The 23,574-nt window shown below is 56.7% G+C and carries 24 protein-coding genes and 1 pseudogene; 11 read left to right on the top strand and 14 right to left on the bottom strand.

Features of this window, described 5'->3' with window-relative positions:
- The first annotated feature begins 35 nt into the window (after window positions 1-35).
- A complete protein-coding gene (locus M2403_RS03040; RefSeq protein ID WP_152325521.1) occupies window positions 36-1,142 on the top strand; it encodes a suppressor of fused domain protein in 1,107 nt (368 codons plus the stop codon).
- A gap of 186 nt (window positions 1,143-1,328) precedes the next feature.
- Here the strand turns inward: M2403_RS03040 and M2403_RS03035 are convergent, their stop codons facing one another.
- Together M2403_RS03035 and M2403_RS03030 are read right to left on the bottom strand one after the other, a co-directional pair.
- The gene (locus tag M2403_RS03035; protein ID WP_259228544.1) at window positions 1,329-2,825 is read right to left on the bottom strand and encodes an MFS transporter; all 1,497 of its coding nucleotides are present in this window, start codon (window positions 2,823-2,825) and stop codon (window positions 1,329-1,331) included.
- Between the two features lie 115 nt (window positions 2,826-2,940).
- Window positions 2,941-4,005 carry an NAD(P)-dependent alcohol dehydrogenase gene (locus M2403_RS03030; RefSeq protein ID WP_259228543.1) on the bottom strand — a complete coding sequence of 355 codons (1,065 nt, stop codon included), beginning with the start codon at window positions 4,003-4,005 and terminating at the stop codon, window positions 2,941-2,943.
- Between the two features lie 236 nt (window positions 4,006-4,241).
- On the opposite strand from M2403_RS03030, the gene M2403_RS03025 reads away from it, so the two are divergent.
- Genes M2403_RS03025 through M2403_RS03010 form a run of 4 tightly spaced genes read left to right on the top strand, consistent with a single transcriptional unit; the run spans window position 4,242 to window position 8,118 of the window.
- Window positions 4,242-5,180, top strand: a complete 939-nt coding sequence (locus M2403_RS03025; RefSeq protein WP_152325524.1) for an ABC transporter substrate-binding protein — start codon at window positions 4,242-4,244, stop codon at window positions 5,178-5,180.
- A 60-nt stretch (window positions 5,181-5,240) separates the two neighbouring features.
- On the top strand, window positions 5,241-6,410 hold the full coding sequence (locus M2403_RS03020; RefSeq protein WP_165059550.1) for an ABC transporter permease: 1,170 nt from the start codon (window positions 5,241-5,243) through the stop codon (window positions 6,408-6,410).
- Complete coding sequence (locus M2403_RS03015; RefSeq protein ID WP_152325526.1) at window positions 6,407-7,351, top strand: ABC transporter ATP-binding protein; 945 nt, start codon at window positions 6,407-6,409, stop codon at window positions 7,349-7,351. Before M2403_RS03020 ends, M2403_RS03015 begins: the two co-directional genes overlap by 4 nt.
- Entirely contained in the window at window positions 7,348-8,118 is a 771-nt protein-coding gene (locus M2403_RS03010; protein ID WP_259228542.1) for an ABC transporter permease, read from the top strand. The genes M2403_RS03015 and M2403_RS03010 overlap by 4 nt, the downstream gene beginning before the upstream one ends.
- 63 nt (window positions 8,119-8,181) lie before the next feature.
- Here the strand turns inward: M2403_RS03010 and M2403_RS24870 are convergent.
- Window positions 8,182-8,283: pseudogene (locus M2403_RS24870) on the bottom strand (hypothetical protein); the annotation flags it as partial.
- Between the two features lie 224 nt (window positions 8,284-8,507).
- Between M2403_RS24870 and yedA the strand changes: the two are divergent.
- Window positions 8,508-9,425: a drug/metabolite exporter YedA gene (yedA, locus tag M2403_RS03000; RefSeq protein ID WP_259228541.1), complete on the top strand. Its 918-nt coding sequence runs from the start codon at window positions 8,508-8,510 to the stop codon at window positions 9,423-9,425.
- Window positions 9,426-9,430: 5 nt separating this feature from the next.
- On the opposite strand, the gene M2403_RS02995 is transcribed toward yedA, so the two are convergent.
- The 9 genes from M2403_RS02995 to M2403_RS02955 are packed head-to-tail and all read right to left on the bottom strand — an operon-like array spanning window position 9,431 to window position 16,336.
- Complete coding sequence (locus M2403_RS02995; RefSeq protein ID WP_259228540.1) at window positions 9,431-9,967, bottom strand: DUF3833 domain-containing protein; 537 nt, start codon at window positions 9,965-9,967, stop codon at window positions 9,431-9,433.
- 22 nt (window positions 9,968-9,989) lie between these two features.
- Entirely contained in the window at window positions 9,990-10,517 is a 528-nt protein-coding gene (locus M2403_RS02990) for a hypothetical protein (protein ID WP_152325530.1), read from the bottom strand.
- Entirely contained in the window at window positions 10,517-11,011 is a 495-nt protein-coding gene (locus M2403_RS02985) for a DUF2878 domain-containing protein (RefSeq protein ID WP_259228539.1), read from the bottom strand. The genes M2403_RS02990 and M2403_RS02985 overlap by 1 nt, the downstream gene beginning before the upstream one ends.
- Window positions 11,008-12,240, bottom strand: coding sequence for a cyclopropane-fatty-acyl-phospholipid synthase family protein (locus M2403_RS02980; RefSeq protein WP_152325532.1), 1,233 nt, complete (start codon window positions 12,238-12,240; stop codon window positions 11,008-11,010). Before M2403_RS02980 ends, M2403_RS02985 begins: the two co-directional genes overlap by 4 nt.
- A gap of 2 nt (window positions 12,241-12,242) precedes the next feature.
- A complete protein-coding gene (locus tag M2403_RS02975; RefSeq protein ID WP_259228538.1) occupies window positions 12,243-12,959 on the bottom strand; it encodes a DUF1365 domain-containing protein in 717 nt (238 codons plus the stop codon).
- A complete protein-coding gene (locus M2403_RS02970) occupies window positions 12,956-14,311 on the bottom strand; it encodes an NAD(P)/FAD-dependent oxidoreductase (RefSeq protein ID WP_259228657.1) in 1,356 nt (451 codons plus the stop codon). Before M2403_RS02970 ends, M2403_RS02975 begins: the two co-directional genes overlap by 4 nt.
- Before the next feature lie 2 nt (window positions 14,312-14,313).
- Window positions 14,314-15,030 (bottom strand): SDR family NAD(P)-dependent oxidoreductase, encoded by a 717-nt coding sequence (locus M2403_RS02965; RefSeq protein ID WP_152325535.1) that lies wholly within the window; start codon window positions 15,028-15,030, stop codon window positions 14,314-14,316.
- Window positions 15,030-15,482, bottom strand: coding sequence for a nuclear transport factor 2 family protein (locus M2403_RS02960; RefSeq protein WP_165059559.1), 453 nt, complete (start codon window positions 15,480-15,482; stop codon window positions 15,030-15,032). The genes M2403_RS02965 and M2403_RS02960 overlap by 1 nt, the downstream gene beginning before the upstream one ends.
- Window positions 15,482-16,336: a MerR family transcriptional regulator gene (locus tag M2403_RS02955; RefSeq protein ID WP_152325537.1), complete on the bottom strand. Its 855-nt coding sequence runs from the start codon at window positions 16,334-16,336 to the stop codon at window positions 15,482-15,484. The genes M2403_RS02960 and M2403_RS02955 overlap by 1 nt, the downstream gene beginning before the upstream one ends.
- 178 nt (window positions 16,337-16,514) lie before the next feature.
- On the opposite strand from M2403_RS02955, the gene M2403_RS02950 reads away from it, so the two are divergent.
- Both M2403_RS02950 and M2403_RS02945 read left to right on the top strand, forming a co-directional pair.
- A complete protein-coding gene (locus M2403_RS02950; RefSeq protein WP_152325538.1) occupies window positions 16,515-17,084 on the top strand; it encodes a helix-turn-helix domain-containing protein in 570 nt (189 codons plus the stop codon).
- A 24-nt stretch (window positions 17,085-17,108) separates the two neighbouring features.
- The gene (locus M2403_RS02945) at window positions 17,109-17,645 is read left to right on the top strand and encodes a GNAT family N-acetyltransferase (protein WP_259228537.1); all 537 of its coding nucleotides are present in this window, start codon (window positions 17,109-17,111) and stop codon (window positions 17,643-17,645) included.
- 599 nt (window positions 17,646-18,244) lie between these two features.
- Here the strand turns inward: M2403_RS02945 and M2403_RS02940 are convergent.
- Both M2403_RS02940 and M2403_RS02935 read right to left on the bottom strand, forming a co-directional pair.
- Entirely contained in the window at window positions 18,245-19,240 is a 996-nt protein-coding gene (locus tag M2403_RS02940) for an ABC transporter permease (protein ID WP_152326322.1), read from the bottom strand.
- An 11-nt stretch (window positions 19,241-19,251) separates the two neighbouring features.
- Window positions 19,252-20,733 carry a sugar ABC transporter ATP-binding protein gene (locus M2403_RS02935; protein WP_152326323.1) on the bottom strand — a complete coding sequence of 494 codons (1,482 nt, stop codon included), beginning with the start codon at window positions 20,731-20,733 and terminating at the stop codon, window positions 19,252-19,254.
- 294 nt (window positions 20,734-21,027) lie between these two features.
- On the opposite strand from M2403_RS02935, the gene M2403_RS02930 reads away from it, so the two are divergent.
- From M2403_RS02930 to M2403_RS02920, 3 genes are read left to right on the top strand one after another with little or no spacing between them, the layout of a single operon-like run.
- Window positions 21,028-21,720 carry a CDP-alcohol phosphatidyltransferase family protein gene (locus M2403_RS02930; protein WP_259228536.1) on the top strand — a complete coding sequence of 231 codons (693 nt, stop codon included), beginning with the start codon at window positions 21,028-21,030 and terminating at the stop codon, window positions 21,718-21,720.
- Window positions 21,704-22,354, top strand: a complete 651-nt coding sequence (locus tag M2403_RS02925) for a 1-acyl-sn-glycerol-3-phosphate acyltransferase (protein ID WP_259228535.1) — start codon at window positions 21,704-21,706, stop codon at window positions 22,352-22,354. Before M2403_RS02930 ends, M2403_RS02925 begins: the two co-directional genes overlap by 17 nt.
- Window positions 22,351-23,286 (top strand): phosphatidate cytidylyltransferase, encoded by a 936-nt coding sequence (locus M2403_RS02920; protein ID WP_152325542.1) that lies wholly within the window; start codon window positions 22,351-22,353, stop codon window positions 23,284-23,286. The genes M2403_RS02925 and M2403_RS02920 overlap by 4 nt, the downstream gene beginning before the upstream one ends.
- Window positions 23,287-23,574: the final 288 nt, after the last annotated feature.

The raw sequence follows: 23,574 nt of genomic DNA, 5'->3' as shown, positions 1-23,574 counted from the left end.
GGGAATAATAAGCTTCCTAATATTGCCGAGGTCATATGCGCCAGTCCGACATTGTTGCTGAAGTCAGTAACGACAAACAAACCCTGACCGCGCTGGTCGAACAGGACAACCGCGTGGTGTATTTCTACATTTTCGCCCGGGAAGATCTGCGTGACCGCTTTCCGAAAATGCGTGCCTGCTGGGTGCGTAATCTGGTGCCTGCGCCTTTGCACGATGACACCGCCGCCACCGAACAGGGCATCGCGCCGCTGCTGGCCGCGCCTTATTGCCGCAATCTGGAAGGCGAAGCGCCGCTGGATCCGTCGCAGATTCAGATCCTGTGGAACGAAAGCGATGACGGCGCGGCGTTGTGGTATCAGGGTTTGCTGCTGGCGGTGATCCCCGGCTGGAGTTTGTATATCGATCACTCGGTGTGTTATTCCGCCGGGTGCATCGCGCAGAACCCGCTGACCTTCCCGCTGGGGTCTGCCTCGACCAATACGCAGTGTGAGCTGGCAGAAAAAACCCGTCTTTTCTGGCGTGACTGGCAAAATGAATTCAGCAATCCGTGGCCGAAAATCCAGCGAAAACTGCTCGAATCCTACGAAGATCGCTTTGGCCCTTCGCTGAAATATTACCTGATTAACCAGGGCAGCTGGCCTCCGATGGCGATTTCCCAGCACGAAGACGATGAGAATTATTACTTCTTCACCGTCGGTATGAGTATCCGCCCGATGCCGCAAATCGACATCATTTTCAACGATGAAGCCGAAAAGCATCGCCGCATTGAACTGGCGTTTTCCGTCGGGAAAGAGTACGTGACCGAAGAAAACGCCGTGCAGATGGCGAGCGCGCTGTCCGGTTATGCGCAAATCCCGTGGACCACGCTTAGCTGGCTCGGCGAAGGCCACACGCTGATGTCTCCGATGGCACCTCTGGGCTTCGAAGGCCACGTCATTTCCTCCGCACTGTGCGGACCGGCCGATAAAATGGACCTGCCTGAGATTTACGGCGACCCGGTGAATCAGTTCTGGGTCAGCCCGATATTTACCAGTGAACTGGAATACGCAAAAGGGAAACCGAATGGCGGATTTGAACTGGTCGCCGCGATGATCGAGAATGGAATCGGGTTTGTGTTTGCGCCGAGGAGCGCGGTGATGTGATGTCACTCTCTCGGTTTTCTAACAGAGATGAGTAAGAATACCGATCTGCTCCCTCCCCTGCGAAGGGGAGGGTTGGGGTGGGGTATTAAGGTCAAAAACAAGATTTAAAGTTTGTTTAGACAAGGCGTTAGCTTTTAAAACCCCCTCCCGACCTCCCCCTTCGCAGGGGGAGGAGCAAGGCAAAAACTAAACTGGTTTAATTTCCTGCTGAAAATCTTCAGCATCTACGTCATACCCCGACGGTTCCCACCGTACCGCTGTCAGCACGATGAGTCCTGCCAGCGGCGCTAACGCGATCACCCAAAACACGCCGGTGCCTAACGCGGCGGAAAGTACCGGGAACAGGAACAGTGAAAGGGTGGAACTGGCGCGCATCAGCGTCTGGTTGAAACCGACACCCATGCCGCGCAGCGACGTCGGGTAGCTCAGCGAAGCGAATGTCATGGTGTGCGAGCCCGGACCGAATCCCTGTCCGAACAGGAACAATGCCAGCATGGCGATGGAAATTGCCGCTTCACCGCCGTCGGCCGGACGGCCAACCAGCGCCAGCCCGATCATCGCAATGAGCTGACAGGCGTAACCGGCATAAGTCATTTTCCATGCACCAAATTTAGAGACATAGCGCACGGCAATCAGACCGCCGACAAACGCGAAGCACAGATTCAGGCCAAGCGAGAACAAAATGGTGCTGATCATCGACTGTTTCAGGAAGCTGGATAAAATTACCGGCAGACCGAACGCCACGGCGTTGTAGGCAAATGACGAGGCGACGGCGGTCACCGTAGCCAGCACGGTGCGGCGCAGATAAATGCCCTGCAACAGCGTGCCGTAATTCCGCCATGCCGCTTTGCGCACTTTCACCTGCGGCGTTTTATCGGCATCATCGGCAACAATCGCATTGATGTTATAGGATTTTCTCAGGATAGCCGCCGCACTTTGCAGGTCGCCCTGATTCGCCGCCCAGACCGGCGATTCATTCATGTAACGGTGGCGTATCGCGATAATCAGAATCGCCGGCACCGCGCCAAAACCGAGAATTAAACGCCACAGCCAGTCGGTGTGTGTGGCCGGCAATACCGCATAAAGCAGCAGAACCAGCAGATAGGAAACGCTGATCGCCGCGTACCACGTCGGGCACCACATCGCCACGCGCGAGGCTTTATTGCCGCGCCCCTGAAGTTTGGAGAACTCCGCCAAAAACGCCATCGCCACCGGTAAATCGATACCGACACCGAGGCCCATCACAAAGCGCGAGCCGCCAAGCACCCATTCATTTGGCGCAAAGGCACAGGCCAGTGCGGCAATCACAAAGAAGAACATGTCGGCCATGAACACACGATAACGGCCAATTTTGTCGGTCAGATAGCCGCCGAAAAGCGCGCCGACAATCGCCCCGAAGGTGATTGCGGAAGCGACAAAGCCCGCGCCGGAAGGCGTCAGGCCGAACTGGCGGGTGATATCTTTCATCCCGAAGGCCAGCGCACCGAGGTCGTAAGCGTCGAGGAAAACGCCGCCCAGTGCGATAGCTATCACGATGCGCGCGTCGCTGATTTTCGCGGCGCCACGGTTCACTAACTGAGTAATATCGGCAGCAGAACGAATCACCACCGGTTTGTCAGACGCAGAATCTGCGCTGTAATCCCCTGAAGAGGCGGCGGGAGAGGCCGCAATTGAATCAGACATTGTTGTGTTTACGCTTTTTGACAAAAAAACCAGCATAGAGGCGAGGTGATGCCGGTCACAAGTCCTGATTCAGCGATACGTAAAAACAAATGGCTATAAGTTAAAGCTAAGTGATCTAAGCCTGCGCAGGCCAGCGTAAAACGGCCTTCATCACCTTGCCGCAGGCGGCATCGTCAATAGCCTGACTGATATCCTGAAAGTCGTAAAAATGCAGCAGGCGGTCGAAAGGAAATTGCCCGGCCTGCCAGAGTGTAATCATTTTTGGGATGAACGCCTGCGCCACGGAGTCGCCCTGGATCACGCTGAGTATTTTCCTCCCGCGCGAAAGCGTTGCCCCGCCCGTACCGGTCAGCCGTACCATGGTGCCGCCGTCTTTCAGCGCGTCCTGCCCGAGTTTATCCAGCGCGGAAACGCCCGCCGTATCGATAACGTAATCCAGAGTTTCGCGCAGACTACGCTCCTTTCCGGTTTTCATGGCTTCTGTCGCGCCCAGTTCCAGCGCCAGATCCCGCCGGTGCTGATGTTGATCGAGGGCGATAATCTCTTTTGCCCCAGCAATTTTTGCCGCCATCACCGCCGCCATGCCTACCGCACCGGTGCCAATGACCAGCAGACGATCGCTTTTTTTCACTTTCAGCGTATTCATTACCGTACCCGCACCGGTTTGCAGGCCGCAGCCGAGCGGAGCCAGCGTGGCGAGTGGCAGCGATTTACCGACTTTCACCAGATTTTGTTCCGTGACCAGCGCGTAACTGGCAAAGGAGGATTGCCCGAAAAAATGCCCGCTGATGCCCGGAGGGTAAGCGCTGCTGCCATCAAGGCGGGAGAAGCCAAAGTTCAGCGTAGAAAAATGTTCGCAGTCTGCCGGGCGGTGCGCGGAACAGGCGTCGCACTGGCCGCATGACTGAAAAGACAGCACAACGTGATCGCCCGGTTTTACCGTCGTCACCGCGCTGCCGATCTGCTCGACAATCCCCGCGCCTTCGTGGCCCAAAACAGCGCCCGGCGAGAAAAAACTGATATCGGTGTGGCAAATTCCGCAGGCAACGATGCGGACACCCACCTCATTACGGCGCGGCGCGCTCAGGCGCAACTTTTCAAATTTGAGCTGATGGTTATCACTGACCACGGCGGCTTCAATCATGCGTGGTGCGGTTCTTTTCGGTGAATAAACGGACATCTGGCTCTCCTTATTAAAGGGAAAACAGAAGATTCCGGCTCAGTGTTTTACCGGATAAGCTTCGAACATTTTTGCATTTTACTCAGCTACCGCTGCCTGCTTTTATGGCTCACCATCCATTCCCCTGCGCGAAATTGGACTATTCTTGTTAGCAGCTTGTTTATTCAGATGAAAGCAGAAAGACAGAGCAGTCGCCGGGCGACAAAAACCAACATAACCCGATAAGAGGATAGAACATGACTGTAACAACTGGGCGAGTACGGGGCGTTTCCATGGCAGCGCTGGCGCTGGTTTCGGCATTGAGTTTCAGCGCACAGGCCGCAGAGGATGCCGTTCGTGTCGGCTCGAAAATTGATACCGAGGGTTCCCTCCTTGGTAACATCATTATTCAGGTTCTGGAAGCCAACGGCATTCACACTACCAATAAATTGCAGCTGGGGACGACCAAAGTGGTGCGCGGTGCGATCACCGCCGGGGAAATCGATATTTACCCGGAATACACAGGTAACGGCGCATTCTTCTTCTCCGATGAAAAAGATCCGGCGTGGAAAAATGCGCAGGCCGGTTTCGATAAAGTGAAAAAACTCGATTACGACCAGAACAAGATTGTCTGGCTTGATCCGTCACCGGCGAATAACACCTGGACTATCGCGGTGCGTCAGGATGTGGCGAGTGCGCATGACCTGAAATCGCTGGCCGATTTGGGCAAATTCATCAGCAGCGGCGGGGATTTCAAACTGGCGGCATCGGCGGAGTTTATTGAGCGTCCGGATGCGTTGCCGGCGTTTGAAAATGCCTACGGCTTCAAGCTGAATCAGCAACAACTGTTGTCGCTGGCGGGCGGTGATACGGCGGTGACTATAAAAGCGGCGGCGGAAAAAACGTCCGGTGTGAACGCGGCGATGGCGTATGGCACCGACGGCCCGGTGGCCGCGCTCGGCCTGCAAACGCTGGAAGATCCGAAAGGTGTGCAGCCCATTTATGCGCCTGCGCCAATCATCCGCGAAGCCGCGCTGAAAGCGCATCCGAACATTCCTGATCTGCTGAAACCGGTCTTTGCTTCCCTCGATACCAAAACGCTGCAAACGCTGAACGCGAAAATTGCGGTCGATGGTCAGGATGCGAAAAAGGTCGCGGCGAAATATTTGCAGGACAAAGGTTTCGTTAAAAAATAATCGGGCAGTGACGCCCTGAATGCGGCCTGCGGGCCGTGTTCACTGAAATCAGGTAACGTTTTGGCTCATCATTCACCCGTTAAAAACCGCGTATTGCTGACGCTGGTTTTCCTGTTATTGCTGTCCGGTTCCGGTCTGGCCTTTCTCAGCCATGCGCCTAACCGCCTGGTGTCGGGGCAGGGCATTTCGCTGGCCTCGTTGCTCCACGGCTATACCTTTTTCGTGCTTCTGCCGGTGATATTGCTGGTGGTGAGCGCTTTTCTTACGTTGTTTGGCCGCAGCCATTTGCTGGTGATGTTGCTGGCAGAAATTCTGCTGGCGGCGCTGGTCTGGCTGGCCGGATACACCGCGGTACAACTGACCGGCGGCAACGAAGACAGTATTGCGCGCACCTCGCTCGGCGGCGGTTTCTGGGCGGCAGCGGCGCTGTGTCTGCTGATTGCCTCCGACGCCATTTCCCGTTTTACCCGCAATCACACCCTGCGCATTTTGCTCAATATCCAGATGCTGATCCCGGTGGTTTTGCTGCTGTTTTACGGCCAGCTTTCCGGGCTGTCGCTGCTGAAAGAGTACGACAACCGTTCAGACGTTTTTAACGACGCACTCTGGCAGCATCTGGGGATTTTGTTCGGCACGCTGGTGCCTGCGGTGCTGATCGGCCTGCCGGTCGGTTTACTCTGCCACCGCCATGTGCGCTGGCGCGGGCCGGTGCTGTCGGTGCTCAATATTATTCAGACCGTGCCGTCGATTGCGCTGTTTGGCCTGCTGCTCGCGCCGCTGGCCGGGCTGGCAAAAGCGCTGCCGTGGCTGGGCGAACATGGGATCAGCGGTATCGGGCTGGCCCCGGCAATTATCGCGCTGGTGCTTTACTCCCTGTTGCCACTGGTGCGCGGCGTGATTGCCGGGCTCGATTCCGTGCCGGAAGCGGTGATTGAATCCGCGCGCGGTATGGGCATGAACCGCGGGCAGGTCTTTTTCCGCGTCCAGATGCCGATTGCGCTGCCGGTTATCCTCACCGGCATCCGGATTGTGGCGGTGCAAACCGTCGGAATGGCGATGGTCGCGGCGCTGATTGGCGCGGGCGGGCTGGGGGCGATTATGTTCCAGGGCCTGTTAAGCAGCGCGCTGGATCTGGTGTTGCTCGGGGTGATCCCCGCGGTTCTGATGGCCGTCGTGGTCGACAGCATTTTTAAATTCGCAGTCTCAATACTGGAAACCTCACGCAGATGATTCATTTCAAGCAGGTAAGTAAACACTTTGCTGGCAAGGCGGTCGTGCGTGACCTGACGCTGGAAATGGCCAAAGGCGAATTCACCGTGCTGATCGGGACGTCCGGCTCGGGGAAATCCACCACGCTGAAGATGATCAACCGGCTGGAAGAGCACGATCGCGGCGAAATTCTCTTTGCCGGTGAACCGATTGAAAAATTTCGCGCGCAGGATTTACGCCGCCGGATGGGGTACGCCATTCAGTCGATTGGCCTGTTTCCGCACTGGACGGTGGAAGAGAACATCGCCACCGTGCCGCAGTTGCTGAAATGGCCGAAGGCCAAAATCCGCGACCGCGTGACCGAATTGCTCGAACTGCTGAGTCTGGATCCGAAACAGTTCCGCACGCGTTATCCGCACCAGCTTTCCGGCGGGCAGCAGCAGCGTGTCGGCGTGGCGCGTGCGCTGGCATCAGACCCGGAAGTGCTGCTGATGGATGAACCGTTCGGCGCGCTCGATCCGGTAACGCGCGCGACGTTGCAGGAAGAAGTGGCGCGTATTCATAAACTCTCGCACCGCACGATTGTGCTGGTGACGCACGACATCGACGAAGCGCTGGCGCTGGCTGACCGCATCGTGCTGCTCAACGACGGGCAGGTGGTGCAGCAGGGCACGCCGCTGGAATTGCTGACCAAACCGGCGACGCCGTTCGTGCGTGATTTCTTTGGCGGCAGCGATATGGGCCTTCGTTTGCTGTCCTTGCAGGAAGTCGGTTCGCGCACACGTCAGGGCGAATATTACGCCGGTAATGAAAAACCTCTGGTGGCGTCGATGAGCCTGAGCCAGGCGCTGTCAAAATTTGTCGCGCAACAGGTTCAGCAACTGCCGGTGGTGGATGAGCAGGGGCAGCCGGTCGGTGTGCTGCATTTTGCGGATCTGACGACGACAGGGAACGCTGTATGAAACACGGCTTACGGCGAGCTCTCACGGATCCTCTCATCTGGGTACTGGCGCTTTTGCTGGCGCTGATTTTCGGCATGACGTCGCTCGGCGGCCTGTTTCACTGGATGTTTCCCGCGCTCAGCAGACCGGTGTATCAGCAGGAAAGCTTCGCCTCGCTGGTGGAAGCGCACCTCTTGCTGGTCGGTGTTTCCAGCCTGATTGCGGTGGTGATCGGCGTGGCGGCGGGCGTGGGTGTCACGCGTCCGGCGGGCAAGGAATTCCGCTCGCTGATCGAAACGCTGGTGGCGATGGGGCAGACTTTTCCGCCGGTCGCCGTGCTGGCGGTGGCGGTGCCGGTGATGGGGTTTAGCGAAAAACCGGCGATAATCGCGCTGGTGCTTTACGGCCTGCTGCCCATTTTGCAGGGCACCATTGCCGGGATTGAATCGGTGCCAGCGTCGGCACGCGAAATTGCGCAGGGCGTCGGGATGAGCCGCTGGCAGATGCTGAGAAAGGTCGAAATCCCGCTGGCCGCGCCGGTGATCATTGCCGGTATCCGCACATCAGTGATCATCAATATAGGGACGGCGGCGATTGCGTCAACGGTCGGGACATCAAGCCTGGGGTCGCCGATTATTATCGGTCTGAGCGGCTTTAATACGGCGTATGTTTTGCAGGGCGCGGTGATTGTCGCGCTGCTGGCGATTTGCGTGGATATGCTGTTTGAACGCTGGAGCCGCTGGCTGCAACGGTGGCAGCAGCGGTCTGGCGGTGAATCAGTGCGCTGACGTCGAAGACGGCGCCGGAACTACGGAAGGGGCGTCGCTATCGCTGACCGGTTTGGCGTCGTCCTGAATCACCACCGCATAACCCGCGACCATCACGCCACCAATTGCGCCAATTGCCATCAGGCCGAACAGTGCGATAAATAATTTTTTGCCTAGCGAATTCATGTGCAGTACCTCGGAAATTTGAACGACGAATTATAAATTGTTTACCTCCTCCTGCAACACACTATTCATGCGCTAATTACGTTAACCGCCAATGCCTCTCATTTTTTGTCATATGCAGAAACTTTTTAGCAACATTTTGACGCGATCGCACAGATTCCCTTGCCGGTAATCGGGCCAATAGCGTTAACTGTTTGCCTTTATTATCACGCTAATAAGTTATTCCTATGACTGCCTCTGTGACCCGTTCCCTGCTGCCATTAATCGCAGCACTGTTTGCGTTGTATTTTATCTGGGGTTCTACCTATTTCGTGATCCGCGTGGGCGTGGAAAGCTGGCCGCCGCTGATGATGGCCGGGCTGCGTTTCTTTGTTGCCGGATGCATTATGTTCACCTTTTTGCTGCTGCGCGGGCATAAAGTCCCGACGCTGAAACAGTGGATGGCCGCCGGTGCGGTGGGCATCTTGCTGCTCTCCGTCGGTAACGGTCTGGTGACTGTCGCCGAACATATGCAGGTGCCGTCGGGCATTGCCGCGGTGATGGTCGCTACGGTTCCGCTGTTTACGCTGTGCTTCAGCCGTCTGTGGGGAATGCCCAACAGCCGTCTGGAATGGACCGGCGTGGCGATCGGCCTGTTTGGTATTGTGCTGCTCAATACCGGCAGCAATCTGGAAGGAAACCCGTGGGGCGCGGCGCTGATCCTGCTGGCCTCGCTGAGCTGGGCGTTTGGTTCGGTGTGGAGTTCGCGCCTGACCCTTCCGGTTGGCCTGATGGCCGGTGCGGCAGAAATGATTATTGCGGGTGTGGTATTGCTGGTTGCCAGCCGACTCACCGGTGAACATCTGTCGGCCGCGCCGAAGCTCAGCGGCTTTCTGGCGCTGGGATATCTGGTGGTTTTCGGCTCGATGATTGCCATCAGCGCCTATATGTTTTTGCTGAAAACCGTGCGTCCCGCCGTCGCCACCAGTTATGCCTATGTGAACCCGATAGTCGCGGTTTTGCTGGGTATCGGCTTCGCCGGTGAATCCCTTTCGCCAGTCGAATGGGTAGCGTTAGGCGTAATTCTTTGCGCCGTTCTGCTGGTGACGCTGGGTAAATTCGTCTTCGGCCGCCGCAAAACGGTGATTAAAGAGGTGAAGATTTAACACCCTCACTTCTTCTCAAAGAACAGCGTCACACGCGCCACTTCGACGCCGAATTTTCTCAGCGATGTGACGTTAAACAGATGCTGTTTGTCCTGCTGATAAATCCAGTCGTCGAAGGTCAGGCGGTACGTGCTGCCGCCTGATTTAACGTCCATCACATATTTCCAGTTGAACGCATTTCCGGCCGATTGCCCGGTCGCGGTGCCGATAATGTCACCCGTCGTACCGGTATAACGGCCATCTGCGAGTTTCCGGATGCGCCAGACGCGGGTCTGTTTCTCGCCGTCGTCATATACAAAATCCTCGTGCAGCGTCAGCGTATCCGCCACCACGTCACCCTGAATTTTGGCGGTAAAACGCCGGGTCTGTTTATGGCTGTAATCCTGCACCATGCCGTATGCCACGGTATCACCGGCAAAATAGGTGAAGATATCCAGCGCTGGCTGCGCTTGCGCATAATCTTTGATACTGGCACTGCAACTGGTCAGCAGCAGCGCGCAGGCCGCCAGAAGGGGAAGAAGCATTTTGCGCAGGGCAGTCATAAAACCTCCGGTCGAATGAACATTAATCGGACGCCGTCGCGCCGATGAGCTTGCTGCGTAAATCAGGATATTGCGTGGCGGGTGAAAGCCAGATGGCCAGGAATGCGTCGCGAAACGCCGGGTTGAACGGTTCGCCGATGGGTTGAATCAGCACGCTGTTGGGCGCGCGGCTGTAAAACTGGCCACCGTTCTCATCAGCCAGAAAAACGATTTCGCTGCCGTTACTGACGTCCGGCCAGATCTTTTCAACGCGGTTCAGCCAGTCATTTTTCCGCGCCTGTTCCAGCAGTCCGAGTGCCTGCCATTGCTCTTCCGTGGCTTTGGTCAGTTCCTCGCGATCAATGCTGCGCAGATAGTCGATCACTAACGCCTGTGGCCATTTTTGCGCCTGATAATGGCCTTCCGGCGTCAGCAGCTGTGAGTTGTAAACTTCAAACGGTCCCCAGTTCAGCGTGGCGCGTCCCACCTGCCGCCAGTGATCCCACGGTGTGGCGGCGATAGCAGAGAATGAAAACAGCAGCGGTATTGCCAGCAGTAAAAAACGTTTCATCAGGTTCTCCGTGTGTTACGGAACAATACCGGCAGACTGACCAGCGGCAGGAAAACCGCCCATCCGGCGGCGAGCGCCAGCCAGACGTAAACCGGTGCGGCGATGAGCTGCATGGCGCCGAGCTGCATACCGAGGAAATACGCCAGCGGCCCGCTGACCGCGCCGAGCGGGATCAGCCAGTACCACGCAAGGCGTATTACGCCAAGCAGCCACAGCCACCACGCGCTGAACCCCAGCCAGAGCGCCATCATCCACGGCGGAACAGCCTGCGAATCTGTAAATTCCAACAGACCCAAAATACACCACAGCGAATCAAGCATGATGCCCAGCGTGCAAACGACCGCCACCCATAAACGTCGATGCGAAGGCGTAAACGCCAGCATCAGAAAGCTGCTGATCAGCAGAAAAAAGATAAACTGATCGCGTCCCCGGACTGCCAGTGTCCACCAGACATCAAAGCCCAGCGTCAGCAGCCAGAACCGCCACGATTTCATCCGCGTCGCTCGGCGATAAGCTGTACGGTGCTGATGGTACGGGCGCGGAATCCGGCCTCGCAGTAGCACAGGTAAAACAGCCACAGGCGGCGGAAATGTTCGTCCTGAACGCCGTCCGGTTGAGCATTCCAGTAACGCTGTACCCGTTCGCGCCATTCGTGCAGCGTGCGGGCGTAATCAAAACCGATGTCGAACAAGTCGCGCACCACCAGGCCGGTATAACGGGTCATCGTTTCATTCATGGCGGTGATAGACGGCAGAAAACCGCCGGGAAAAACGTAGCGCTGAATAAAATCGACTTTGCGGCTGTACGTCGCGTAACGCTGATCGGCAATGGTGATTGCCTGGATCGCCAGCCGTCCCTGTGGTTTTAGCAGGGCATTGCAGCGTTTGAAGAAGGTGGAAAGGTAGCGTTTCCCGACGGCTTCGATCATTTCGATGGAAACCAGCTTGTCGTACTGGCCGTCGAGCGAGCGGTAATCTTCAAATAACACCGTCACGCGGTCGCTCAGCCCGGCATTCGCAATGCGTTGGCTGGCGTAGCGGAACTGCTCGCGGGAAATAGTGGTGGTCGTCACTTTGCAGCCGTATTCACGGGCGGCAAACTCTGCCATCGCGCCCCAGCCGGTACCGATTTCCAGCAGATGATCGCCCGCATGCAGTTGCAGTTGTTCGCACAAGCGGCGCATTTTGGCTTCCTGCGCCTGTTCCAGCGACATCTGCGGTGTCTGATACCAGGCAGATGAATAGAGCATTTGCTCATCCAGAAAGCCCTGATAAAAATCGTTACCGAGATCGTAATGCGCGGAGATATTTTTGCGCGCCTGCGTCGGGCTGTTGCGGCGGAATAAGTGAATCAGCCTGTTCAGCGGCGTACTCAGCCAGCTCAGCCGCGCTTCGATTTTATCCACCAGCTTCATGTTTTCGGCCAGCAGTTGCAGAACCGCCGTCAGATTGGGCGTCGTCCAGTCGCCATCAATAAAACTTTCGCCCGCCGCGATGCTTCCTCCGAGCAAAACCCGCCGGTAAGCCCGCAGATTGTGAACTTCAATTTCGCCCTGCAAAGGGGCTGTCGCGTCGCCAAAAAAGACCGCATCTTCACCCGGTTCACGCAGCGTTAACCCGGCGCCATTCAGATTTTTTAATACGCCGAGAATCAGTGCGCGTGCAGCCTTGCTGCGCCGGTTCATCGCCCCTTCGCGGGCGAATTGCACTTCGGGTTGGCTCATGGTCAGTCCTTATCAACGGGAGGATGAGAATAAACAGGTGCCCGTTTCAGCCACAGTTTTAGCGCCTGCCAGTAAATCGTCAGGGCGGTTTTCGCGGTCATGAGAGGCAGCCGCCATAATTGCTGGCGCAACGCGTCGCGGGTCAGCGGGCGGGCAGTCAGCGACAGGGCAGCATCGAATTCCCGTTCTTTACGGTGATTTTCGATAGTGATATGTAATTCTTTTCCCGGGGATGTCAGACGCCAGTGATAGACCATGTCCATCGGATTAAAAGGCGACACATGGAAGGCTTTCGGGACCGGCTGCGAACCGTCGGGCAGCACGGCGTAGGTGTGGCGTTCATTCCAGGGCGTGTTCCGCACCTCGGCCAGCATCCAGCGCAAAATTCCGGTCTTATCATAAAGGTAGTAGAAATTGACCGGATTGAAATAACAGCCGAAATAACATAACTGACAAAGCAACATTACCCGTCCGTCAGGGCGATCGCCGGTCAGTTCGGCAATTCTTTCCTGCGCTTTGGTTTTGATGTCGCCGCCGCCCAGATAATCTTTTCGGCGAAAGCTGGCCGGCGAAAAACGTTCCAGCTTTACGCCGAGTGCAGGCAGTTGTTCCAGCTCATCGAGATCAATCAGCGGCATGAAAATGTCGTAATCGAAACGGTGTTCGACCGGCGTAAACCGCCGGTGGCGCACGGTACCGACGTACAACGTGCTGTTCATGACGCCTCCCGTTCGGCCTGCCCGGCGGTGTCTTCGCGTTCAAGTTGCAGGGTCAGCTGTTCGGCCACGTCGCGGGCGCTGTTGACGCCGTCTTCATGGAAACCGTTGTACCAGTAAGCGCCGCAGAACCAGGTGCGGTTGACGCCGTTGATCCGGTAACGCTGCTGCTGCGCATGATGGCTGGCGACGTTCAGCACCGGATGCATATAGGTCGCGCGGAACAGGACTTTGCTGCCGTCAACCGGCGTGAGCGGATTGAGCGAAACGCAGAAGGTTTTCGGCGCGTCCAGCCCCTGCAAAATGTTCATGTTGTACGTCACGCTGGCACGGCGCATGTTTGACGGATTGCCATCACGCATATCCCCGCGCAGCGCGTCACTAACGGTATTCGGCAACTGATAATTCCAGCTCGCCCAGGCGCGTTTTTCACGCGGCAGCAGGCGGGTATCGGTATGCAGAATCACGTCGTTGGCCTGATAAGGCAGCTCACCGAGAATGCCGCGCTCATCGGCCGTGGCCTGTTCGCCCAAAATCGCCAGTGCTTCATCCGAATGGCAGGCGAAAATCACCTGATCGAAATGCGCTTCGCCCTGCGCGTAATGCACAACCACGCCGCAAGAAGAACGGATGACTTTAGTCACCGGAGCGTCCGTCAGCAGTTTCACACTGGCGGGTAACCGCGCCTGTAAGCGGCGGATATATTCACGCGAACCGCCCGGCACCACCCTCCATTGCGGACGATTTGTCACATCGAGCAGCCCGTGGTTATCAAAGAATCGCAGGAACATCGACAGCGGAAAATTCGCCATGTCGCCCAGCGAGGACGACCAGATCGCCGCGCCCATCGGCAACACATAATGCAGTGCGAAAAACGGCGAAAAGCCATTTTGATCGAGCAAATCGGCCAGTGTATCTTCGTCATTGTGTGGATTCAGCAGGCGCGCCTTGCAGAGTTTATTAAAGCGCAGGATCTCGAAAATGAAGCGCCAGAATTGCGGCCTGAACAGATTGCGGCGCTGGGCAAACAGGCTGTTGAGCGAATGCCCGTTATATTCAAGCTTGCTGGCCGGATTGCGCACGGAAAAACTCATTTCCGTCGGCTGGCCTTCAATGCCCAGCTCGCGCAAAAGGGCGATGAAATGCGGATACGTCCGCGAGTTGTAGACAATAAAACCGGTGTCGATGGCGTAGGCTTTGCCGTCTGAAATCACGTCCTGCGTGGCAGTATGCCCGCCTAAGGTTGCCGACGATTCGAAAACCGTGATCTCGCAGCCGGGCTGGCTTTTCGCCAGCATCCACGCACAGCTCAGGCCCGAAATGCCGCTTCCCACGATCGCCACTTTTATTGTCATTTTCATTTCACCATTTTCCGACATAACCATTTTTGCAGACTCACCGGCAGCAAAGATGCCACCCTGAGGAAACCGGCAAAAAGCGGCGGGAATGCAATTTCACTGGCACCGCGCGCCAGTTTTTTTCGAATGTGCTGAGAAGCCTGCGTGACGGTCACCATCATCGGCATCGGAAAATTGTTTCGCGCCGTCAGCGGTGTTTCCACAAATCCCGGCTGGATCAGCGAAATGTGAATCTGACGCGGAGCCAGATCGACGCTCAGTGAACGTGCGAAAAAGGCCAGCGCGGCTTTCGATGCGCCATACGCTTCACTGCGCGAAAAGGGCAAAAGCCAGGCGGTGGAACCGACGATCGCCACGCGACTTCCGGCTGCTAAACCCGGCAGCAGGGCGTCCAGGCAATTGACCGGGCCGATGAAATTGGCGTTCATCACGCGGGCAACTTTTTCGGCTTCCACCACGCCGTTATCCAGGTATTCACAGGTTCCGGCGCACAGAATCACTAAATCGGCCTGTACGTCGTGTAACGCCTGACGCGTGGCGGCCAAATCGGTGATATCAAAACACAGCGGAATAATCAGCGGACTGGCGGCTGCCGTACTGATCAGTTTTTCCAGGCTGCGACCGCACGCCGTCACTTCCCAGCCTTCGGCGGCGTAATCCTGTGCCAGCTGTTTTCCGATACCTGAACTGGCACCGGTAATCAGAACGCGGCGCATTATTTCAACCTGGCTTTGACTACGCGGACGGCGCCGCCGAGCACCGGCAGATGCTCATACAGCATCGCGCCGAGATCGTAATAATCACGCTGATAAATGACGCGGTTATCGTGCAGGCGGATATGGCTCGCGCCGTGGAGAAACATCGGCTGGCCTTTTTTCAGGGCAGGATGGGAAAACTCCATCTGCCAGAACAGGGATGCTTCGTCGCCCTGCAACAGCGGGGGCTGAATTTCAAAGCGGCAATAATTCACTTTCCTGAGCAACTGCGAGAAATAGCGCTCGAGCGCGTCCACGCCGTCGTAATGCGAAACCGGATCGATAAACACCACATGCGGGTGATAGATGCGTGAAAGCTGCGGCAGCTGGCTCATCTCAAGCTGATGATAAAATTCGCAAAGCCGCGACAAAACGTCGGGAGCAATGGCGGGCTCAGGAAAATGTTTAATCATTATTTTTTTCCTTCTTTGCGCAAAGGCACCATCTGGAGAATGGTGTGACTTTCGTCATGCGGCAAAAGCGCCGGCTCAGACTCTTCGTGAGGTTCGTCTTCTCCGGCGCTGAGAATGACCGCCGAGCTGCCCAGAAGAATGATCGAAAGCCCTTGTTCCACCCAGTTCAGAAGGCGCTGGCGCTGGATCTGCGTGAGCTTGCCTTCCGACCACAACAATATTTGCGAGCCGCTGAGGTTTTCCAGATGTGGCTCATCCAGCGGAACCGGCAGGATTTCAACCTGCATACCTTCTTCGCAACGCACAATGGCTTCGAGCCACAGCTCGGTGCTGTCGGTGTGCCCCCAGCCGGTCAGCGTTGCCGGGGTTCCCGGCCGTTTACGTGCGGCATTCATACACATCACGGCGTGCTCGATGATCAGTCCGTCGAGCTGGCTGCGCATCATCAGCAGCCGTGAATCGCCGGAACTCAGGCGCTCACGCAACGGGCGCAAAATATTATTCACAAACGAGGCCGCCGGATATTCCCGCCCCAGTTCGATAATCAGCTGACGCACTTTGTTGCTGCGTCCGTCCTGAAGCGCGGTCAGAAGACGGTGTTCGCCCTGCGACCAGCCGCCGGGCAGTGCCTCGACTTTGCCTTCCAGCAGGGATTTCACCTGGCCGACGGGAATGCCGCGATTGATCCAGCCCAGAATGGTGCGGATGGTGTCGAGATCATCATCGTTAAAGAGGCGGTGGCCGCCTTCGGTGCGCTGCGGTTTAAGCAAACCATAGCGGCGTTGCCATGCGCGAAGCGTGACCGGGTTGATACCACAAATTCGGGCGACTTCGCCGATGCTGTAAAGAGACATAGTTAAATCCAAAAATATTCATCCAACTTATCGTAACTCTAGCGCCTGATCTGAAAGCTGTACAACTTTATTATTTTTGTACAACTTAGCTAATACTTTCTGCTTACATTATTTTAACTTGCGCATTTCTCAAATGAGAGATATTTTCCCTGTATTGAGAATTTTCAAGGGGAACGAAATGGAAGAAGGGCAGGACAGTCACGATCTGCGTCTGGCCGAACGGCTGGCAGAATTACGCGTCAGCCAGGGCTGGTCGCTGGAACAACTGGCGCAACGCACGGGCATCAGCCGGGCAACGCTTTCCCGCGTGGAGCGTGCAGAAACCAGCCCGACCGCGTCGCTGCTGGGCAAACTGAGTGCGGCGTACGGGCTGACCACCTCGCGCCTGCTGATGGCGCTGGAGGATAACCCGCCGGAGCTTATCCGCGCCGCGCAGCAGCCGGTGTGGCATGACCGCGAAACCGGTTTTGCGCGCCGTTCGGTTTCCCCGCCCGCACCGGGTTTTCGCGCCGAACTGATCTCCGGCACGTTAAAAGCCGGTGCCACGATTTCGTATGATTCCCCGCCGGTGGACGGCCTCGAGCAGCATATCTGGATGCTGGAAGGCATACTGGAGTTCACGCTCGCTTCACGCACTTACCGGCTTGAGGCCGGAGATTGCCTGCGTTTCCATCTTCACGGCACCTCGTCATTCCACGTTCCCGGCCCGGCGGATGCCCGCTACGCCATTGTGATTTCACGTCCTTAAATCTGACAGAACAGGAGCATCATTATGCAAAACGGCAGAGAAGTCGTGATAAGTGAAGTGCAGGGTGGCGTATTGCCGGAGGTGGATCTGGACGCGCTGGCAGAAACCCTGATGCAGTCGGTGGCGCTCGGCGCAAGCATCGGGTTCATTCTGCCGTTCGGGTTTGTGCAGGCGCAGGCGTTCTGGCAAAAATTATTGCCTGCTTTTGAGCGTGGCGAAAAGCGTCTTCTGGTCGCCCGCGAAGCCGGAAAAATCATCGGCACCGTCCAGCTGGTGGTCGATCAACCGGGCAACGGCCTCCATCGCGGCGACGTGGTGAAACTGATGGTCCATCCGGAAGGGCGCCGTAAAGGCGTGGCGAAAAAGCTGATGGATGCGGTGGAAGCGCTGGCGCGTGAAGAGGGCAAAACCCTGCTGGTGCTGGATACCGTTACGGGCAGTCCGGCGCAGACGCTGTATGAAAATCAGGGGTTTACGCTGAGCGGGATCATTCCGCAGTATGCAATGTCGACGGGAGGCGTGCTGGAGTCGACGAGTGTGATGTTTAAGGTACTCACATAAATACTTTAAAGCCAACTTCAACTTCAACTTCAAATTCAAGGTCGTGGGCGTCGGCCCACACCGACTTGGGGGGCGGCCTATCGCCGCCACCCCCCAAGACCCCCCGGGCTCTTTCACTGCGCGCTATCGCTAGGTCGACTGACGTGTTCTGTTACTACGGCGTGTGGCGCGAAATCTTGCCGCTGCGCGGTTCCTTCCTCGAGGGCTTCGAGCCTGCGGTCTCGACCCCTCGGTCAGCAAAATTTCTGAGCGCGCCAAATTGCCTTTTCTAAAAGATTAGAACCAGCCTGATTTTGAATTTAAATAAGCCTCTGGCCGCTTTCAGAAAGCTTGCCGCGCGAAGCGTTTCGAGACCTGTGGCTCGAAACCGAGAAAGGGAACCGCGCAGCGGCAAGTTTTCGCGGCACTAGCTGTGGCTTCTGAAACATAGCCAGCGGGCGATAGCGCGTGTTGTAAAAAGACGCGGAGAGTCCAGAGAGGCCCCGTCCCGGGCCTCTCTGGTCGGTGTCGGCGCGAAAAGCCATGTGATCACTGCTATTGAAAAACCGAAACTTCCTCGATCCTTTTCCGTTTAAAAACGCAAAGCCCGTTCAGGCGACCTACCGCTTCTGTATGTACGTCAGCGCCAGCGCCACCGCCAACACCAGCCCTTTGATAATATCCATCGCGTAGTACGGCACCGACAGCATCACCAGCCCGTTTGACAGCACGCCCAGAATCACTGCGCCCAGCAAGGTTCCCAGCGCATTCGGCTTGCCGGAACCGGCCAGCGAGAAACCGATATACGCGGCGGCAACGGCGTCCATCAGATAACCGCCACCGGCATTCACCTGCGAAGAACCGATACGTGACGCCAGCAAAATGCCGCCTGCGCCCGCCAGAACCGAAGAAATCACGTACGCAATCACGCGGTAACGCGCGGTGCGGATCCCCGCGAGGCGCGCGGCCAGCGGGTTGCCGCCGATGGCGTACATACGGCGGCCATGTTTGGTCAGCGACATAAACAATTGTACCGCAATGGTCACGACCGCCATCACGATCACAATCACCGGCACCTGACCGAGCAGGCTGAATACCGCAGGTACCGTGCCTTCTGCCATGTCGCCGCTTGGCAGAAGCATGTTCTCCGTGATGGAACCGCCGTAACTGTAGGTCATCGCCGCGCCCTGAATCACAAACAGGCTGGCGAGGGTGGCGAGCATGTCGGGGATTTTCAGGATAACAATCAGGAAGGCGTTAAACAGGCCCACCAGCGTACACAGCGCGAGCGTGATCAGAATCGCTTCGGTGGTGCCAAACCCGTGCCAGACGAACATCGAAATCACCAGCGCATTGGCGAGCGACGCCGTTGAACCGACCGACAAATCAAAGCCGCCGACCGAAAGTGAAATCGATACGCCGATGGCAATCACCGTCACGATGGCGATGGAACGCAGAATGTTGATGATGTTCGACGGCTCGAGGAAGTTGTCCGAGGCTACGCCAAAACCGGCGATCAGCAGCACAACGGTCAGCAACATGCCCCATTTATACAAAAATTCGAACAACTGATGACGCCAGGGCTGACCCGCTGCCAATGTACTTTCTTTACTCACCACGGCTTTGCTCACGCGGGTGTTCCTCCGGTTGAATAGACTAATAAGGTTTCTTCGTCGACGTCTGCGGCGTCCAGTTCGGCCACGATGCGGCCATCCCATAACACCAGAATGCGGTCGCATAAACCGACCAGTTCGGCGAACTCACCGGAAGCATAAATAATGCCTTTTCCCTGTTGCGCCAGGCCGTCAATCAGCCTGAACACGTCCGTTTTGGCCTTGATGTCCACGCCTTTGGTCGGTTCGTCAAAAATCAACACCTGACTCTCACTGCGCAGCCATTTTCCGATAGCCACTTTTTGCTGGTTACCACCGGAAAGCCTCGCCAGCTTCTGCATCGGCCCGGAAGCGCGAATGCCTAAACGGCTGATAATGTCTTTCGCCCACGACAGCGACTGGCGTTTACTGAAAATACTCCAGCGCGAAAACGAATCGTCAGCGGTGACGCTGAGGTTCATCGGGATATTTTCATCAATGAAAATCCCTTCCTTGCGCCGTTCTTCCGGCACTAATGCCAGACCCTGTTCGACGGAAAGATGCGGTTCTTTCGGCTTCCACGGTTTGCCGTTCAGCTCACCACTTTCGACCTGGCTGGGCGTCGCGCCAAACAACGCTTTGCACAGCTCGGTTTTTCCGGCACCGGCCAGCCCGGCAATGCCGAGGATCTCACCGCGATGCAGGCGCAGTGAAATATCACGCAGTTTGTCTTTGTCGTGCATGCCGTGAATGCGCAGCAGCGTTTCGCCGCTGTGCGGCGGACGGCGTGGCGGATAAATATCATCGAGCTGATGGCCGATCATTTTCTCGATTATCTGCTCGTTGCTCAGGCCGTCCATGCTGTCATCGCTGACCAGACGACCGTCGCGCAGCACCGTCATGCGGTCGCAGATTTCGCGCAGTTCATGAATGCGGTGGGAGATAAAGACCACCGCCATGCCCGCGTCTTTCAGCTTACGCACCAGTGCAAACAGACGGGCGCTTTCCGCCTGATCGAGCGGCGCGGTCGGTTCATCGAGGATCAGGAAACGGCATTTATGCGACAACGCGCGCGCCAGCAAAATCAGCTGTTTCTCGGCCAGCGTGCAGTTTTCGATACGGGCTTTCAGGCTGATGTTCAGGCCAAGCTGTTCGGTCAGCCGCTGCGCCTGACGGTATAAACGCGGCCAGTTATGCAAATGTCCGGGCTCGGAAAGCCGGTCCAGCATGATGTTTTCGGCGACATTCAGCGTCGGCACCAGCGCGACATCCACTTCCTGCTGGACCAGATGAATGCCGTGAGCGCGCGCGTGGTGCGGGAGTTTAATGTTCACCGGCTCGCCGTCGATGGTGATCTGCCCGGTGTAATGATCGTGCGTGCCGGAAAGCACAGCCATCAGCGTCGATTTTCCGGCGCCGTTCGCACCGACCAGCGCATGGACGGATCCGCCTTCCAGCGTAAAATCTACCTGGCGAAGCGCGGGAAAACCGGCAAATGAAATCGAGATGTTGCGCATCTCAAGACGGGAAGCGGTCACTGGACGTTGGCCTTCTAAACGGGGGATGTGGAGCTTCAGACGTTTAGCCGTCTAAAATGCGGTGTAGCAGAGTTTTAACATATTGTGTGATTTAATCAACCAATTAAAAGATCTAAGGAATGCTCAAACCGGCATAAGCGGCCAGGAACGTTTCAGGGTGAGGGCTGAACAAAAACATTTCACCGCGCAGGCAACTTCACTATTATCTGGATGCCTTACAAAGGCTTATAGAAATCAGGGTCATCAGTTTTCAGTAATAAAGGGATATTATTTATGGACTTAGATCTCAAGGACCGGCGGCCGATCGCCACCCGGGATAAACGTTGGGCCAAAAACAGCGCGGTCTGGTTAAAGAATAAAGGCATTACGCCGAATCAGATTTCCGTGGCCAGCATGGGTTTTGCGCTGGTGTCCTGGCTGTGTTTTCTGCTGGCATTTTATTGTGAAACGGCTTTCGGGCGTGGATTTCTTCTCCTGCTGGCGGCGCTGATGATTCAGGGGCGGCTCATCTGTAACCTGCTCGACGGCATGGTGGCGGTGGAAGGCGGCATGGCCAGCCCGGCGGGACCCGTTTACAACGAATTACCGGATCGTGTTTCCGATACGCTGATTCTGGCGGGCGTCGGTTATGGTCTGGTGGCGATGCCGGAGGCCGTCACGCTGGGCTGGATTGCGGCGCTGCTGGCGCTGATGACGGCGTATTTGCGTCTGCTGGGCGGAACCTGCGGGCTGAAACAGCAATTTCTCGGGCCGATGGCAAAACAGCACCGCATGGCGATTCTGTGTGCGGGCGCGGTGATTGCGATTTTCCTGCCGTCGCAGTGGGGGCAACTCCTGCTGCTGAGTTGTCTGGTGATCATTACGCTCGGCGCACTGGTGACCTGCTGGCGTCGCGGTTCACGTATTTTGCGTGAACTGCATGAAAAGGCCGGAACTGAGGGAGATAACGATGGAACCTCGCACTAAATTACCGCTGGATGGCCGGCTGGTGGCCGGTTTTCTGGTACGGCTTTGCCGCCTGCTGACCGGCGTCCGCGCCCGCTGGCTGGCACCTTTACCTGAAAAACAGGCCCGCATTTACTACGCCAATCACTCCAGCCATCTCGACGGTATGGTGATTTGGGCCAGCCTGCCCGGTCATCTGCGTCCGCAGGTTCGTCCGGTTGCGGCGGCTGATTACTGGCTCTCTTCTAAATTGCGCCGTTACATTGCGCGTCGTGTGTTTAACGCGGTGTTGATCAAACGGCGTCCTGCTGAAAAGCAGTCTGAACAGCCGAACAATGCGCTGGAACTGATGAACGACCCTCTGAAAAAAGGCCAGTCGCTGATTATTTTCCCGGAAGGCACCCGTGGTAACGGCGAGGAAATCTCGGCGTTCAAAAGCGGGATCTGGCATCTCGCGAAAATGAATCCGGATGTCGAACTGGTGCCTGTTTATCTCGAAAACCTCAACCGTGTGCTGCCGAAAGGCTCCCGTCTGGTGGTGCCCATTCTGTGTTCGGCAACGTTTGGCGAACCGGTTGAAAGTATCCGGGAAGGGGAAGAGAAAGCGGAATTTCTGCTTCGTGTGCGGGCTGCTCTGGAGACACTGGCACCATGAATTTTCAGGATAAATCGTTAGTTTATTTACTGTGCGGATTGTTCGGTCTGCTGCTGATTGCCAGCATTCTGGGCTATCTGATCGCGCTGGTGAAAGGTAATACGCCGGTCGTCGCCAACCTCAATGCCCGCATCCGCGCCTGGTGGATGATGTGTATTTTATCGGTGATGGCAATGTGGTTCGGCCCGGTCGGCTCGACGCTGCTGTTTGCCGTGATGTCGTTTCTGGCCTTGCGCGAATGCATCACACTGACGCCCACCCGGCGCGGTGACCACGAAGCGCTGTTCTGGTGTTTCTTCATTATGCTGCCGCTGCAATATTTGCTGGTCGGCGAACGCTGGTACGGCACGTTTGCGATCTTCATTCCGGTCTACGCGTTTCTGTTTATCCCCACCCGCATGGCGCTGGCCGGAGACACGGTCAACTTCCTCGAACGCAGCGCGAAAATTCAGTGGAGCATGATGCTGGCGGTGTACTGCATAAGCCACGCGCCTGCCTTGCTGATGCTGAACATTCCCGGCTATGAAAACCAGAACATCAAATTGCTGCTGTTTCTGATGATTGTGGTGCAGATTTCCGATGTGTTGCAGTACGTGTTCGGCAAGCTTTTCGGCAAACGCCCGATTGCGCCGCGTCTGAGCCCGAACAAAACCCTTGAAGGCTTTGCCGGCGGGATCCTCAGCGCCACGCTGGTCGGGACGTTGCTGTGGTGGATCACCCCGTTCGCACCGTGGCAGGCCGCACTGATTTCGCTGGTCATTACCTTACTCGGCTTCGCCGGGGGCTTGTGTATGTCGGCGATTAAGCGCGATCGCGGCGTGAAGGATTTCGGCGCGATGATCGAGGGGCACGGTGGGATGATGGATCGCATTGATTCGTTGTGCTTTGCAGCACCGGTGTTTTTTCACCTGATCAGGTTTTATTTCACCTGAAGGGAGGGATTTGGGCTCGCCGCCCAAACACTGCAAAACCTTGGGTTCGCCGGCCAAACGCTGCAAGACCTTGGGTTGCCACCCAAACCGGCCTCAAGGGTGGTCTATCGCCACCACCCTTGAGAATCCCGGGCTCTTTAACTGCGCGCTGCCGCTCGCTGGCTATGTTTCAGGTGCCGCAGTTATTGCCGCGAAAACTTGCCGCTGCGCGGTTCCCTTACTCGGTTTCGAGCCACAGGTCTCGAAACTCTTCGCACGGCAAGCTTTCTGAAAGCGGCTGGGGGCTTA

The sequence above is a fragment of the Rahnella sp. BIGb0603 genome (assembly GCF_024808755.1).
Lineage (GTDB): Bacteria > Pseudomonadota > Gammaproteobacteria > Enterobacterales > Enterobacteriaceae > Rahnella > Rahnella contaminans.
This window is presented reverse-complemented; position numbering and strand designations above follow the sequence as displayed.

Excerpts from the sequence above, each read along its gene's own strand:
- M2403_RS02985 (WP_259228539.1), bottom strand. The coding sequence starts at position 11,011 with ATGAAATCGTGGCGGTTCTGGCTGCTGACGCTGGGCTTTGATGTCTGG.
- M2403_RS02955 (WP_152325537.1), bottom strand. The coding sequence starts at position 16,336 with ATGTCTCTTTACAGCATCGGCGAAGTCGCCCGAATTTGTGGTATCAAC.
- M2403_RS02990 (WP_152325530.1), bottom strand. The coding sequence starts at position 10,517 with ATGAAACGTTTTTTACTGCTGGCAATACCGCTGCTGTTTTCATTCTCT.
- M2403_RS02925 (WP_259228535.1), top strand. The coding sequence starts at position 21,704 with ATGGAACCTCGCACTAAATTACCGCTGGATGGCCGGCTGGTGGCCGGT.
- M2403_RS02965 (WP_152325535.1), bottom strand. The coding sequence starts at position 15,030 with ATGCGCCGCGTTCTGATTACCGGTGCCAGTTCAGGTATCGGAAAACAG.
- M2403_RS03035 (WP_259228544.1), bottom strand. The coding sequence starts at position 2,825 with ATGTCTGATTCAATTGCGGCCTCTCCCGCCGCCTCTTCAGGGGATTAC.
- M2403_RS02980 (WP_152325532.1), bottom strand. The coding sequence starts at position 12,240 with ATGAGCCAACCCGAAGTGCAATTCGCCCGCGAAGGGGCGATGAACCGG.
- M2403_RS02975 (WP_259228538.1), bottom strand. The coding sequence starts at position 12,959 with ATGAACAGCACGTTGTACGTCGGTACCGTGCGCCACCGGCGGTTTACG.
- M2403_RS02970 (WP_259228657.1), bottom strand. The coding sequence starts at position 14,311 with ATGACAATAAAAGTGGCGATCGTGGGAAGCGGCATTTCGGGCCTGAGC.
- M2403_RS03030 (WP_259228543.1), bottom strand. The coding sequence starts at position 4,005 with ATGTCCGTTTATTCACCGAAAAGAACCGCACCACGCATGATTGAAGCC.
- M2403_RS03025 (WP_152325524.1), top strand. The coding sequence starts at position 4,242 with ATGACTGTAACAACTGGGCGAGTACGGGGCGTTTCCATGGCAGCGCTG.
- M2403_RS02950 (WP_152325538.1), top strand. The coding sequence starts at position 16,515 with ATGGAAGAAGGGCAGGACAGTCACGATCTGCGTCTGGCCGAACGGCTG.
- M2403_RS02945 (WP_259228537.1), top strand. The coding sequence starts at position 17,109 with ATGCAAAACGGCAGAGAAGTCGTGATAAGTGAAGTGCAGGGTGGCGTA.
- M2403_RS02960 (WP_165059559.1), bottom strand. The coding sequence starts at position 15,482 with ATGATTAAACATTTTCCTGAGCCCGCCATTGCTCCCGACGTTTTGTCG.
- M2403_RS02930 (WP_259228536.1), top strand. The coding sequence starts at position 21,028 with ATGGACTTAGATCTCAAGGACCGGCGGCCGATCGCCACCCGGGATAAA.
- M2403_RS02935 (WP_152326323.1), bottom strand. The coding sequence starts at position 20,733 with ATGCGCAACATCTCGATTTCATTTGCCGGTTTTCCCGCGCTTCGCCAG.
- M2403_RS02995 (WP_259228540.1), bottom strand. The coding sequence starts at position 9,967 with ATGACTGCCCTGCGCAAAATGCTTCTTCCCCTTCTGGCGGCCTGCGCG.
- M2403_RS03010 (WP_259228542.1), top strand. The coding sequence starts at position 7,348 with ATGAAACACGGCTTACGGCGAGCTCTCACGGATCCTCTCATCTGGGTA.
- yedA (WP_259228541.1), top strand. The coding sequence starts at position 8,508 with ATGACTGCCTCTGTGACCCGTTCCCTGCTGCCATTAATCGCAGCACTG.
- M2403_RS03040 (WP_152325521.1), top strand. The coding sequence starts at position 36 with ATGCGCCAGTCCGACATTGTTGCTGAAGTCAGTAACGACAAACAAACC.
- M2403_RS03015 (WP_152325526.1), top strand. The coding sequence starts at position 6,407 with ATGATTCATTTCAAGCAGGTAAGTAAACACTTTGCTGGCAAGGCGGTC.
- M2403_RS02920 (WP_152325542.1), top strand. The coding sequence starts at position 22,351 with ATGAATTTTCAGGATAAATCGTTAGTTTATTTACTGTGCGGATTGTTC.